The sequence below is a fragment of the Alcaligenes sp. SORT26 genome (genome assembly GCF_017377875.1).
In the GTDB taxonomy this organism is placed as follows: Bacteria; Pseudomonadota; Gammaproteobacteria; order Burkholderiales; family Burkholderiaceae_B; genus Alcaligenes; species Alcaligenes parafaecalis.
In genome coordinates this window covers 120081-133551 of sequence record NZ_CP070975.1, presented here as the reverse complement: position 1 = coordinate 133551, position 13471 = coordinate 120081, and the positions used below count along the sequence as shown (strand labels likewise).

Genomic DNA, 13471 nt, shown 5'->3' with positions numbered 1-13471 from the left:
GCGATGCTCAGGGTGAATAAGGGCAGGCAATATGTTTCGATTGGTTCACATCTCGCTGAACAACAAACGCACAATCACCCGCCCCCTGCCGACCAATACCAAAATAACAAACAGTCTAGCGCTGCAAGGCAGCCCAGGCTTTTTCCAGGCGCTTGACCGAGACAGGCATGGGGGTGCGCAGTTCCTGAGCAAACAAGGACACGCGCAACTCCTCCAGCATCCAGCGGAAGTCTCGCAAACCGCTATCGGTCGCACCTTTCAGCGCCGCCACGGCACGCTGGTACTTCATCAGCAGGACTGACATATCCTGCATCAAGCGTTGATCGCGGGCCGGATCAGCACGCAATTTGTCCACCCGAGTTTGTACGGCCTTCAAGTAGCGCGGCATATGCGCCAACTGCGCGTATTCGTTACTTTCCAAAAACAAAGTGGGCATCAGGGCATTCAATTGCTGCTGTATGTCTTTCAAGGCCTCGGGATGTGCCTTGATTTGTGCCAGTTTCTTCTGGGCAGCACTCCACTCATTCAGAATCTGTCCGGCCAGACGCGCCACTTCCTGGGCCACCAGACCCAAGCGACTGCGACCTTCTTGCGCTCGTGCCTCAAACTCGGCCTGGTTTTTCGGCCAAGGCTCCATCATGCAGGACTGCTCCAGGGCCACATCAATAATCTGGTCCCGCAATTGTTCCTGCGTCCCCAGATTGATGTACAGCATGCTGATACGGGTCAGATCCGTAATGTTCTTTTCCAGAAAGCGCACTTGCTCGCGCAGGGCCAAACGGAACAAGCGGCGCAAACCCTGACGGTGCTGGCGCTGGGCCTGGGCCGGGTCGTCAAACACGTCCAGATCACAATGGGTTTTCTTGTCGATCAAGGCCGGATAGCCAATAAAACTGCGGCCTTTGCGCTTGATTTCCATGAGCTCCGGCAGCTCACCAAAGCTCCAGCCAGTCAGTTGCTCGTGATCCAGCACTTGCGCTACTTGCTCGTCGCTGGCGGCCATCTGCTGGAAGGACGCCTGGGCCTGACGGCCATGTTCGGCCTTGAGCTGATCCAGATTACGCCCACCGGACAACATGCGGCCATGCTCATCAATGACCCGGAAGTTCATGAACAAGTGGGTCGCCAGGGTTTCAGGCTTGAAATCGCTGCGTTGGGGCCGTTGCTTGAGCTGTTGCCACATATCCTGGGAAATCGCATCCAGCAGGCTCATGCCCGGATCGGAGGCTTTTTCAAACCAGCGTTGATGGAAGGCGGCAGCGTAATCCGGCAAGGGCACGCAATGACGACGAATCCGCTGCGGCAAGGACTTCAGCAAGGCCAGTACTTTTTCCTTCAGCATGCCGGGCACCAGCCATTCGCAGCGGGCCGCCTCGATCTGATTCAGGGCAAACAAGGGCACGCTTAAGGTGACGCCATCGCGCACCGAGCCCGGCTCGAAGTGATAATCCAGTGCCATCTTCACGCCCTGCCATTCGACGGAACGCGGGAAGACCTCAGTGGTGATACCGGCTGCGTCGTGCTGCATCAGCTCGTCGCGGTTCAATTCCAGGCCTTTGGCCTCTTCTTTGGACAAACCCTTGAACCACTTTTCCAGCGTGGCCGTCTGGTACACATCCTGCGGGATACGCTGATCGTAAAACGCGTAAATCAGCTCCTCATCCACCAGAATGTCGGGGCGACGCGATTGATGCTCCAGACGTTCAACTGCCTGAATCTGCTGACGGTTATGACGCAGGAAAGGCAGGTTGGACTCAATCTCGCCGGGCACCAGCGCTTGGCGCAAAAACAGCTCGCGAGACTGTGCCGGATCAATACGGCCAAAGTGAATGCGTCGGCCACTGTAAATCAGCAAGCCATACAGCGTGGCACGTTCATTGGCCACCACCTGACCGGCCTTTTTCTCCCAGCGCGGATCGCCCCATGTTTTGCGCAGCAAATGGGCACCGACTTTTTCAATCCATTGCGGCTCGATACGGGCCACACAACGAGCAAACAGGCGCGTGGTTTCCATCAGCTCGCCCGCCAGAATCCAGCGGCCTGCTTTCTTGACCAGTTTGGAACCGGGGTGAATTACAAAGCGCAATTCACGCGTACCTTGATAGATACCGGTTTCTTCGCTCTTGTAGCCAATATTGCCGATCAAGCCCGTCAACAGCGCCAGATGCACTTGCTCGTAGGTCGCCGCCGAAGGATTCGCCACCCAATGCTGTTCCTGTACCAGGCTACGCAATTGAGTATGGACATCACGCCACTCCCGAATCCGCAAGGGTGACAGCAGGGCCTGCTTGACGCTATTGGCAAACTTGCGCTGCGAGCTTTGCTCTTGCCCCAGTTCCTCCAGCCAGTTCCACAGCTTCACATAGGACAGGAACTCGGACTTGTCGTCATTGAAACGAGCGTGGGCCTGGTTGGCCGCTTCCCGCTCGTGCACAGGACGATCGCGTGGGTCTTGCACCGACATGGCCGAGGCCACAATCAGCATTTCCGTCAAACAGTGATGCTCATGGCCCGCCAGAATCATCCGAGCCACGCGCGGGTCGACCGGCAGCTTGGCCAGAGAACGACCCACCTTGGTCAGGCGCTGCTGTTCGTCCAGTGCACCCAGCTCTTGCAGGATTTGATAACCATCGGCAATCGCGCGGCCCGTAGGCGGTTCCACAAAGGGGAAGGTTTCCACATCGTCCAGATGCAGAGCCTTCATGCGCAGAATCACCGAGGCCAGCGAGGAACGCAGAATCTCGGGATCGGTAAAGGGAGGACGGCTCTTGAAGTCCTGCTCGTCATAAAGACGAATACAGATACCGGGGCCAATACGACCGCAACGCCCTGCCCGCTGGCTGGCCGAGGCCTGGCTGATCGCTTCAATACGCAGTTGCTCGACCTTGTTGCGCCAGGAATAGCGCTTGATCCGCGCCAGGCCGCTATCGACCACAAAGCGGATACCCGGCACCGTCAGCGAGGTTTCCGCCACGTTGGTCGCCAGCACGACGCGGCGGGCATTCCCTTTGGGGCGGAAAATACGTTCCTGATCGGCTTGCGACAGGCGCGCAAACAAAGGCAGGATCACGGTATTAATGGGTTTTTCTTTCTCCAGCGCTTCAGTGGCTTCGCGAATTTCGCGCTCTCCGGGCAAAAACACCAGAATATCGCCCATGCCATGCCGCGCACATTCCTGCACCGCATCCACAATGCCCTGCATCAAATCGCGTTCTTCTTCCGAGGCGGAGCGACGCTCTTCGGCATCCACCAAAGAGGGATCCTGAATCGGGCGATACATAATATCGACGGGGTACAGGCGGCCCGAGACTTCAATGACCGGAGCGGCTTTACCCTTATGGGCAAAATGCTGTGCAAAACGGTCGGCATCAATCGTGGCCGAGGTAATGATCAGTTTCAGATCACGACGCCGTGGCAACAGTTGCTTCAAAAAGCCCAGCAAGAAGTCGATGTTCAGACTGCGTTCATGGGCCTCGTCAATAATGATGGTGTCGTAGCGGCTTAACAGGGGATCGCGCTGGGACTCGGCCAGCAAAATCCCGTCCGTCATCAATTTGATGGCCGAACGTGGCCCGGTCTTGTCGTTAAAGCGAATTTGGTACCCTACCCAATCACCAATCTCGGATTGCAGCTCCTGGGCGATACGTTTGGCCACCGAGGTAGCGGCCAGACGACGAGGCTGGGTATGACCAATAATCTTGCCCTGCAGGCCACGGCCCAGCTCCAGACAGATTTTGGGTAATTGAGTGGTTTTGCCCGAGCCGGTTTCACCACACACAATGACCACCTGATGGTCTTTGATTGCCTGCGCAATTTCGGCCCGGCGGGCGCTGACAGGCAGGTCATCAGGGTAGGAAATTGTTGGTAAAGAGTGTGGGTTTTCAGTCAATTCGTCGGACTCGTGCATGAAAGGTAGTTTCTGGTACAGACATCATTATAATTTTGGCTTGAAACCATTTGGACGCAAAGATCCCCCGCAATGAACACAGACATCCCCGACTCGTACAACGCCATCGAACCACCGGATGAATCCCAGGCACAATTTGTGCGATGGTTCAGGGAAGTGGCGCCTTATGTACACGACTTTCGTGGCAAGACGTTCGTAGTGGCCTTTGGGGGCGAGCTCATCAACGATGGACTGCTCTATACCCTGATCCCGGATTTGTCGCTGCTGTCGGCCTTGGGCATCAAGCTGGTGCTGGTGCATGGTTCACGCCCGCAGGTCAACGAGCAACTGCGCCTGAAAGGCGAGACCACACAATTTGGTCGCGGTACCGAGCCCACCAGTGCCGTCGCACTGGAGTGCGCCAAAGAAGCCGCCGGTGAAATTCGCCTGGATATTGAAGCGGCCTTCAGCCAGGGTTTGCCCAACACCCCCATGTCACACGCCCAGATTCGCATTATTTCGGGCAACTTTGTGACCGCGCGTCCGGTCGGTGTCATTGATGGCCTGGACTTCAAGCATTCGGGTTCGGTGCGCAAACTTGATGTGGATGCCATGCGCGTCATCATGAATCAAGGAGCGCTTATTCTACTCTCCCCCTTGGGTTTTTCCCCAACTGGCGAGGCTTTTACCCTGGACATGGAAGATCTGGCCACCAGCACCGCGATTGCGCTGCGTGCGGAAAAACTGATTTTCCTGACGCCTGAACATATTGGCCACTCCAATAATCTGGATATTGATTCGGAACTGGCCCGTGCCGATGCCGATGGCCTGCTGGCCTCGGGCAAGCTGGACGAGGACTGCTCCACCTTCTTGCGCTATGCCTCGCAAGCGGTCAAACGCGGGATTGCCCGTGCGCATCTGGTGCCCTACAAGCAAGACGGCAGCATCTTGCTGGAAATCTTCACCCACGATGGGGTGGGCACCATGGTGGTAGAAGACACCCTGGACGATTTGCGCCCGGCCAATCTGGACGATGTCGGGGCTATTGTGCAGTTGATTGAACCCCTGGAGATCGACGGTACGCTGGTGCCACGCGGCCGCTCTGTCATTGAGCGGGAAGTGGAGCAATTCACGGTTCTGGAGCACGACGGCATTATTTATGGCTGTGTCGCCCTGATTCCCTACGAAGCAGAGAGCATGGCCGAGATGGCCTGTCTTATCGTGCATCCTGAATGGCAAGGCTCGGGCGAAGGCGAAATTTTGCTGCGTCACACCGAAGCCAAAGCCCGTGCGGCGGGTTTCAAGCGTCTGTTTGTCCTGACGACCCGCACCTCGCACTGGTTTATCAAACGTGGTTTTGTACAGGGCGGCGTCTCGGATCTGCCCAAGGGCAAGCAATCGCATTACAACCGTTCGCGCAACAGCATGGTCTTTATTAAAAAGCTGTAAGCCGGTTTGACCCTCCTGCCCCCCTCAGTACAATACGCCCATCCAAGAATTTGATTGAAAAGGAACACATATGGCACGCATGATTCACTGTGTGAAGCTGAAACAGGAAGCCGAGGGCCTGGAGTTTCCACCCTACCCTGGTGAACTGGGCACCAAAATCTGGCACTCGATCTCCAAACAAGCCTGGGCCAACTGGATGGATGTGCAAACCCGTCTGGTTAATGAAAACCGCCTGAACCTGGCTGACGCCCGTGCCCGCTCGTACTTGAAAGAACAGATGGAACAGTATCTGTTTGAAGACAAGGATGTGGAAGCAGACGGCTTTACCGCTCCCAGCGCCTAAGTCCCCTTCCAGATCAAACGTCTGAACCCCTGAGCATGGCCTTCATGCTCAGGGGTTTCTTTATTCCAGCGCTCTTTTCCTACCCCTGCCCAGCGTCGCCACCTTCACGACAAACCTCACTCAATACGTAAACAAATGAAACGCATCGCGATACTTTCGTTTCCGACTGGTCAAAAATCAAAAGAAATGAGCGTTTTCTACAGTTATTCCTACTCCTAAGGCACAAAATCACGGCTGGCTTGATGGACACGTGGGGTGCCCAGGCAAGGGGTGGAGCGCAGTACAAACACAGGAATAACGCTGGTCGGGGCATGCCCTTCCAGAATGCAGCCGCCATACCCTGGTCTATCCCTACGCCGACCCAATACTGGCTGAGCTACCCAATAGCCGGACGGACTTTATCTCGAAGCTCCTGTCCGAGCAGCCCGGCACGCCCCCATTACGTGTCCCTGTACAGCACAGCCGCTTACTTGCTTTACCCACAGGAAAAGAAGTTCATGTGCCGCCTAGACCTACCCGAGATTGATCAGTACTCGACCCACTTACGCCTGTGGCTGGTCAATCTCAGCTACTTACAGGCTTTGTATGGGTCCGAGTTTCATGCTTTTGTGCTCAATACGGTGCAGCAAAGGCTGCTGGACTGCGGACTGAGCGCAGACGAGATCTTTATACAGGGGGATTTTGTCCTGATTGCCTTGAAGCACTTGGGTAAACAGAATCGCTTCCAACGCACCCATCCCAATGCCTTGGCCCAATTGCTGGGTGCAGCGCTGGAGTGCGACCCCATCACCCAGGATGAAAACCGTATCTATCTGCATACCCAGATGGCTTACCACTACGACAGCCGTCAGTACGACACGGATCTGCTTCACCCTCCGGCTCCCAACCCCTGCTCTCACAACCATCCGGCGACACTGGCCTCCTGGCACAAGGTTTGGGCCAAGACCTACCGGGACGATATGTGCCTGGCGGTCCGCATGCTGGACGATTTGCAAAACGGTCTGCTGGCCCTGGCCTTTCAGCCGCTCTACCACCTGAGTGACAAGCACAAGAACAAAGACTTTTATGAAGAGGCGCTGATTCGCCACTCCAGCGGGGCCGACTACGCCTTGCCCGAGGCCATTGCCGCCCTGGAGCGACTGGGACTGATTTCCCGCCTGGATCGCAGCGTCTTGGGAAGTGTGGTTGAGCTCTTGAGCACCAAGCCCACTCTGTGCCTGGGCGCCAATCTGTCTGCCGGTTCCTTGCAGGATGATTTGTGGTGGCAAGACCTGTTCAGCTATCTGGATAGCCGTCCCGATGTAGCCCAACGTCTGATTCTGGAGGTCACGGAAACCGGTACGATTGCGCACAAGCCGACGGCGCTCCGTCTGATTGCCCAGCTACAGAATCTGGGGGTACGAATTGCCCTGGATGATACGGGTTCGGGCAATAGCACCCTGGCCTTTCTGGCGCAGACTCATGCCGACATCATCAAGATTGACCGCTCTATTTTGCTGCGAGCACGCAGCCCTGGACAGCCTGCGCACTTGCTACGCAACCTGGTGAATGTCTGTGCCGATTACTGCCCGTACGTGGTGATTGAAGGCGTAGAGGACGAGGCTGATCTGGAGTTCGTTCGCCAATCTGGCGCGCACGGCGTACAAGGTTTTTTACTGGCCATGCCCACACTGACACCGCCCTGGCTGGATTCGCCTGCGGCAATTACGGTGCACGATGCAGTCGTCGTCCGCACCCAGTTCCACCCTGGGCAAGCACTGCAAGGCTATGGCCTCGGCTTCTGAGATCTAGTCCTGCCCGTCAATCAAAGAGCAGCTACGTTTTCATCGTTCCAAACGCAAACAAGCCCTGCATGAAATCATGCAGGGCTTGAAGCCAGAAGGCCTGGATCAGAATCAGATTTTTTCGTCGGATTCCGGTTCTGGCAAAGGCTCACCACGTGCAGTACGTTCGGTGTTCTTCACACCGGTATGACGTACATCGTCACCACGTACCATGTAGATCACGCGTTCAGCCATATTCTTGGCGTGGTCACCAATGCGCTCCAGCGCACGGGCGATAAAGATCAGGTCAATGGAGTGCGAGATCGTGCGTGGGTCTTCAATCATGTACGTGATGATGTGACGCAGCGAACCCTTCCATTCACGATCCACTTCCTTGTCGCTGCGCACAATCTGTGCCGCGTGCACGGCGTCCTGGCGCGCAAAGGCGTCCAGCACATCGTTGATCATGCCAGCGACCGAGGAGCTCATGTGACGCAGCTCCACCACAGGCTCGTAGCCAGCGGTGCCTTCATGCAGACGACGAGCCATCTTGGCGATGCGCTCTGCCTCGTCCCCGCAGCGTTCCATATCGGTCAGCATTTTGGAGATGGACAGCAACATGCGCAGGTCAATGGCGGTAGGTTGATTACGGGCGATCAGGTTAGTGATGCGCTCGTCAATCTCCACCTCCAGGCGGTTGATTTCTTTTTCACGCTCGCGAACCTGATCGACCAGCGACATATCCCCGGATTGCAGGGCTTCGGTCGCACTCCGGACCATAGATTCAACAATACCGCCCATCTGCAAAAACAGCGAACGGGTGGCCTCCAGATCGGAGTGAAACTGCTTATTGGTATGTTCGTTCATAGTGGCCTTCTGTAACAGCAAAATGGCTCGCGCCAGCGCTTAATCCGTGCATAGATTAAGCACCGATTATGACAGAGACATTAAAATTCAGAAACCGTCGCCAGACAGGGTACGCACACCCTGTTGACCGGCAATCAACGCCACGCTGGCCGGGGCAATCGCGAACAGGCCACAACACACCACACCGGGCATATTGTTGATCTGGGCTTCCAAAGCGGCGGGGTCGGCAATCGACAAACCGGACACGTCAAGAATCAGGCCGCCGTTATCGGTCACAAAGCCCGTACGCTCCACCGGATTGCCACCCAAAGCGCGCAATTGGCGTGCCACAGCATTCTTGGCCATGGGGATGACTTCTACGGGCAAGGGGAACGCACCCAAGCGTTCAACCAGCTTGGAGTCGTCCACTATGCACAGGAATTTATCCGAGACCGAGGCCACGATTTTTTCACGGGTCAGTGCACCGCCCCCGCCTTTGGTCATGTTCAGAGCCGCATCGATTTCGTCGGCACCGTCCACATACCAATCCATGCGTTCGATGGTATTCAGGTCTTGCACTTCAATGCCCAGGCTTTGCAGGCGAGCCGTCGAGCGCTCCGAGCTGGAGGCGGCAGCCTTGAAGGCCTGTTTATGGGCGGCCAGGGCATCAATAAACAGATCCACCGTGGAACCCGTACCCACACCCAGAATGGAATCAGGGGTCAGGAAAGGAAGGACGTAGTCAACTGCGGCCTGGGCCACCTGTTGTTTGAGTTCGGATTGTGTGTACATGGCAGATATAAAAATCGGGGGGCTTGGCCCCCCTTGGTTTATTTAAGAAAACGAGCGGCAAATTTGCCTTCGTTGAAACCCACACTGACCTCGCCCTCAGACGTGATCAACAAGGGGCGGCGCACCAGCGCCGGAAACTCGGCAATCAAGGCCAGCCATTGGGCATCGTCCTGGGGCTCTTTACGTTCCGCAGGCAGATTACGCCAGGTCATGGAAGCACGGTTGACCAGCTTGGGCCAGCCACCCAGCTCCTGCGCCCATTGTTGCAAGCGGACTGCATCCAAGGGATGTTCGCGGTAATCCACAAAGTTCAAGGGCAGACCGTTTTGCTCAAACCAGGCCATCGCCTTTTGGCAGGTGCTGCAATTTTTCAAACCATACATCGTGAACACGGCAATACTCCTTATCAATCAGGCGCGACGCTCGCGGCGTGCCTGCAATCGACTGGCGACCACCACAAAAATACCGATCACCAGAATAAGCAGGGTTGCCAAAGCGTTGATCTCGGGCTTGAGGCCCAAGCGTACGCGCGAAAACACTTCCACCGGCAAAGTGGTAAAGCCCGGACCGGACAGGAAGGAGGCAATCACCACATCGTCCAGCGACAGGGTGAAGGCCAGTAACCAGGCCGCCATCAGGGCTGGCACGATCGAGGGCAGAACAACCTGGAAAAACGCCTTCAAGGGTGTGGCACCCAGATCCAGGGCGGCCTCTTCCTGAGAGCGATCCAGCTCACGCATGCGCGATTGCAGAATCACGGTTGCATAAGCAGTGCACAGCACCACATGCCCAATCCAGATAGTGAAAATACCGTTCTGCTCCGGCCAGCCAAACAGGGAGTTCAGTTCCACAAACATCAGCAGCAGGGAAATACCCAGCACGACTTCGGGAATCACCAGCGGTGCGCTAACCAAACCGATGTACAGCACAAAGCCCTTGAAGCGCCCCATGCGAGCCAACACATAGGCCGCCCACGTGCCCAGAATAGCGGCCATTGTCGCTGTCAGCACCGCGATCAGAAAAGACAGCTTGGCAGCGCTCAGCAAAGCCTTGTCCTGAAACAGGGACTCGTACCAGCGGAAGGAAAAACCCGACCAGGACGTCATGATGGCCGATTCATTAAATGAAAAGACAATCAGGAACAAAATGGGGATGTACAGAAACCCGAAGCCCACTGTCAGGACGATGGCACGCAGCCAGGGATTAGGCTTGGTCATGAGCGGCCTCCCCGTTGCGCTTCCATTTGTCGCATCTGGCTGTACTGGAAGAAAATCAAAGGAATGATCAGCAGCAAGACCATCACGCAGGTCACGGCAGCGGCCATGGGCCAGTCTGCATTATTGAAAAACTCGGTCCACATGACGCGGCCCATCATCAGGGTATCAGCACCGCCCAGCATTTCCGGAATCACGTACTCGCCGACCGCCGGGATAAACACCAGCATGGCACCGGCAATCACGCCAGACATGGACATGGGTAAGGTGATGTTCCAGAACGCCGACCAGGGACGAGCGCCCAGGTCATAAGCGGCTTCCAGCATGCGCATATCCAGCTTCACCAGATTGGCGTACAGGGGCAGGATGAAAAACGGCAGATAGGCGTAGATCAAACCGATATAAACAGCCAGGTCGGTGCGGTAGATTTCCAGCGGCGCATCAATAATGCCTATCCATAGCAAGACCTGATTGAGCAGGCCATCGCCACGCAAAATGCCTACCCAGGCATAGACGCGTAACAGCATGGAGGTCCAGAACGGCAGAATCACCGCTAGCAAAAGCAGGCTGCGCACGGCTGGTGAGGAACGCGCAATGTAGTAGGCCACCGGGTAGCCGATCAAAATACAAAAGATCGTGGTGACAGCGGCCATCTTCAGCGAACTGACGTAGGTGGCCAAATACAGATTGTCGCTGAACAGCAGGATATAGCCGCGCAGGTTCAGGACAAAGGAAATGCTTTCCTCGGCAAACTGGGCCAAGGGCGTATACGGCGGCACCCCGAAATCAAGATCGGCAAAACTGATCTTGAGCACGAGCAAAAACGGCACCAGCAGAAACAGGATCATCCACAGGAATGTGGGGGCGACCACCAGCGTGCGACTGGTGGGCAGCAGTTTGCGCCAGGACAGGTTCTTCATGTGCTCAGTACCGTTGCGCTGTCGTCGGACCAGGACACGTAGACCTCTTCGTCCACGCCGGGGGCATCAGGCTGGGCCAAAGTGCCGCTAGGCATTTGCGCTTCGATCAGCATGCCCGCATCCAGACGAATCTGGTAGCGGGTGTAGCTGCCCATCCAGGACACATGGGTCACAATGCCGTGGCCCCAGTTGGTGTCTTCGGAAGGCAACTCACGACTCACCTTGATCTGCTCGGGACGGACAGACACATACACGTCCATGCCCAGCGGTTCGCTGATTCCGTGGCTGACATACAAGGGGCGGCTTAATTCTTCGCACTCGATATGAACGTGGTCAGGCTCGTCCACCGTCACCACGCCGGTGAACAGATTGGTGGAACCGATAAAGCCCGCCACAAAGCGCGAGTTCGGGAAGGAATACACGTCGTAAGGCGTACCGGACTGGATGATCTGCCCGTCTGACATCACGGCCAGTCGGCTGGCCATGGTCATGGCCTCTTCCTGGTCGTGGGTCACCATGATGCAGGTCACACCCACGCGCTCCAGAATCTTGACCAGTTCAATCTGGGTTTTCTGACGAATCTGCTTGTCCAGGGCGGACATGGGCTCGTCCAGCAAGAGCAGCTTGGGACGTTTGACCAGGCTACGCGCCAGGGCAACACGCTGTTGCTGACCACCCGACAATTGATTGGGCTTGCGGCGTGAGAAACCCGCCATCTGCACCAGATCCAGCGCCTCGAACACGCGCTCGTGGATTTCATTGCGGGGCACGCCTTCCTGCTTCAGGCCAAAGGCCACATTGGCCTCGACCGACATGTGCGGGAACAGCGCATAGGACTGAAACATCATATTGACCGGCCGCCGATAAGGCGGCAGGTCGGTAATGTCCTCGTTATCCAGGTAAATCCGACCGGAAGTCGGCTCTTCAAAACCTGCCAGCATGCGCAGCAAGGTGGACTTGCCACTGCCCGAGCTGCCCAGCAGTGCAAATATTTCGTGACGGGCTACGTCCAGACTGACGGACTGAACAGCCACCGTGTCGCCGAAGATTTTGACAACTTCGTCCACACGTACGAATGCATCCTCGCCGTCCATCCAGGGCGAGGTTCCGGTACGGATATCTTGCATGATGCCTTAACGTCCAGACTTGAGTTCAGCCCACAGGCGCGTTTGCAGACGCTGCACCTTCAATGGCTGTGGTTTGATGACGAACAAAGTCTTGGAGACTTCGGGCGAAGGGTAAATCATGGGGTTATCGGCCACTTCCTTGACCACGAACTCGCGCGCATCTTTATTGGCGTTCGGGTAGAACATGGTGTTGGTAATCGCGGCATGGACTTCCGGCGTTTCAATGTAGTTGATAAAGGCGTGAGCCTCTTTCACATTGTTCGCGCTCTTGGGGATGGCCATGGTGTCAAACCAGACCGGCGCCCCGCCTTGCGGAATGTAGTAGTCGATGGCGTATGGCTTTTTCGCCTGACGCGCACGGTCGGCCGAGATCATGACATCGCCGGAGAATCCGTAGACCATGCACAAATCACCCGCAGCCAGCTCGTCGATATAACCGGAAGAGCTGAACTGACGCACGTAAGGACGGATCTGCTTGAGCAGGTCCAGGGCCTCGCGGTAGTCAGCTTCATTGCTGCTGTTGGGATCTTTGCCAATGTAGTGCAGCACGGCCGGGAATACCTGGGCGGCTTCGTCCAGGATGGAGATACCACAGCCTTTCAGCTTCTCGGCATTTTCAGGTTTGAACAGCATGTCCCAGTTACCCAGGTCCACCTGCTCACCCATGATTTCTTTGACTTTGGTGACGTTGTAGCCCAAGCCATTGGTGCCGTAGCCCCAGGGAATCAGGTATTCATTACCGGGGTCCACATCGGAGAGCAAGGCCATGATGTCCGGGTCCAGGTGGGACCAGTTGGGAATCTGACTCTTATCCAGCTTCTGGAACAAACCACCTTCGATCTGTCGCGCTGCGTAATGCGTGGAGGGAACCACCACGTCATAACCCGATTTACCCGTCAACAACTTGGCTTGCAAGGTGTCGTTATTGTCGTAAACGTCATAACGCACGGTAATGCCCGTGGCTTTCTGAAAGCCGGACAAGGTGTCGGGGGCCGTATATTCAGCCCAGTTATAGACGTTAACAACCTGATTTTGTGCCTGTGCAACAGGCATGATGGCAGCAGCGGCCAGCAGGCCGGCGAGTACCTGTGGTGTGTTCATCCCAAAAGACATCACGAGTCCCCTTCCTAT

At 56.2% G+C, this 13471-nt stretch carries 11 protein-coding genes; 3 read left to right on the top strand and 8 right to left on the bottom strand.

The window, feature by feature from the left end; genetic code table 11:
* Positions 1 to 115: 115 nt before the first annotated feature.
* Complete coding sequence (gene hrpA / locus JYG33_RS00595; protein WP_207873695.1) at positions 116 to 3907, bottom strand: ATP-dependent RNA helicase HrpA; 3792 nt, start codon at positions 3905 to 3907, stop codon at positions 116 to 118.
* Between the two features lie 72 nt (positions 3908 to 3979).
* On the opposite strand from hrpA, the gene argA reads away from it, so the two are divergent.
* The 3 genes from argA to JYG33_RS00580 all read left to right on the top strand — a co-directional run bounded on the left by argA (position 3980) and on the right by JYG33_RS00580 (position 7462).
* Entirely contained in the window at positions 3980 to 5335 is a 1356-nt protein-coding gene (gene argA / locus JYG33_RS00590) for an amino-acid N-acetyltransferase (protein ID WP_207873694.1), read from the top strand.
* 70 nt (positions 5336 to 5405) lie between these two features.
* The gene (locus JYG33_RS00585; protein ID WP_207873693.1) at positions 5406 to 5678 is read left to right on the top strand and encodes an oxidative damage protection protein; all 273 of its coding nucleotides are present in this window, start codon (positions 5406 to 5408) and stop codon (positions 5676 to 5678) included.
* A 497-nt stretch (positions 5679 to 6175) separates the two neighbouring features.
* Positions 6176 to 7462, top strand: a complete 1287-nt coding sequence (locus JYG33_RS00580; protein ID WP_207873692.1) for an EAL domain-containing protein — start codon at positions 6176 to 6178, stop codon at positions 7460 to 7462.
* Positions 7463 to 7573: 111 nt separating this feature from the next.
* Here the strand turns inward: JYG33_RS00580 and phoU are convergent, their stop codons facing one another.
* The 7 genes from phoU to JYG33_RS00545 form a co-directional block, all read right to left on the bottom strand.
* Positions 7574 to 8308 (bottom strand): phosphate signaling complex protein PhoU, encoded by a 735-nt coding sequence (gene phoU / locus JYG33_RS00575; RefSeq protein WP_207873691.1) that lies wholly within the window; start codon positions 8306 to 8308, stop codon positions 7574 to 7576.
* An 87-nt stretch (positions 8309 to 8395) separates the two neighbouring features.
* Entirely contained in the window at positions 8396 to 9079 is a 684-nt protein-coding gene (gene rpiA / locus JYG33_RS00570) for a ribose-5-phosphate isomerase RpiA (protein ID WP_207873690.1), read from the bottom strand.
* Positions 9080 to 9117: 38 nt separating this feature from the next.
* Positions 9118 to 9477 (bottom strand): Spx/MgsR family RNA polymerase-binding regulatory protein, encoded by a 360-nt coding sequence (locus tag JYG33_RS00565; RefSeq protein ID WP_207875681.1) that lies wholly within the window; start codon positions 9475 to 9477, stop codon positions 9118 to 9120.
* A 12-nt stretch (positions 9478 to 9489) separates the two neighbouring features.
* Complete coding sequence (locus JYG33_RS00560; RefSeq protein ID WP_207873689.1) at positions 9490 to 10296, bottom strand: ABC transporter permease subunit; 807 nt, start codon at positions 10294 to 10296, stop codon at positions 9490 to 9492.
* Complete coding sequence (locus JYG33_RS00555; RefSeq protein ID WP_207873688.1) at positions 10293 to 11213, bottom strand: ABC transporter permease subunit; 921 nt, start codon at positions 11211 to 11213, stop codon at positions 10293 to 10295. The genes JYG33_RS00560 and JYG33_RS00555 overlap by 4 nt, the downstream gene beginning before the upstream one ends.
* Positions 11210 to 12340 carry a polyamine ABC transporter ATP-binding protein gene (gene potA / locus JYG33_RS00550; RefSeq protein ID WP_207873687.1) on the bottom strand — a complete coding sequence of 377 codons (1131 nt, stop codon included), beginning with the start codon at positions 12338 to 12340 and terminating at the stop codon, positions 11210 to 11212. The genes JYG33_RS00555 and potA overlap by 4 nt, the downstream gene beginning before the upstream one ends.
* A gap of 6 nt (positions 12341 to 12346) precedes the next feature.
* Positions 12347 to 13453, bottom strand: a complete 1107-nt coding sequence (locus JYG33_RS00545; protein WP_060185758.1) for a polyamine ABC transporter substrate-binding protein — start codon at positions 13451 to 13453, stop codon at positions 12347 to 12349.
* Positions 13454 to 13471 lie beyond the last annotated feature (18 nt).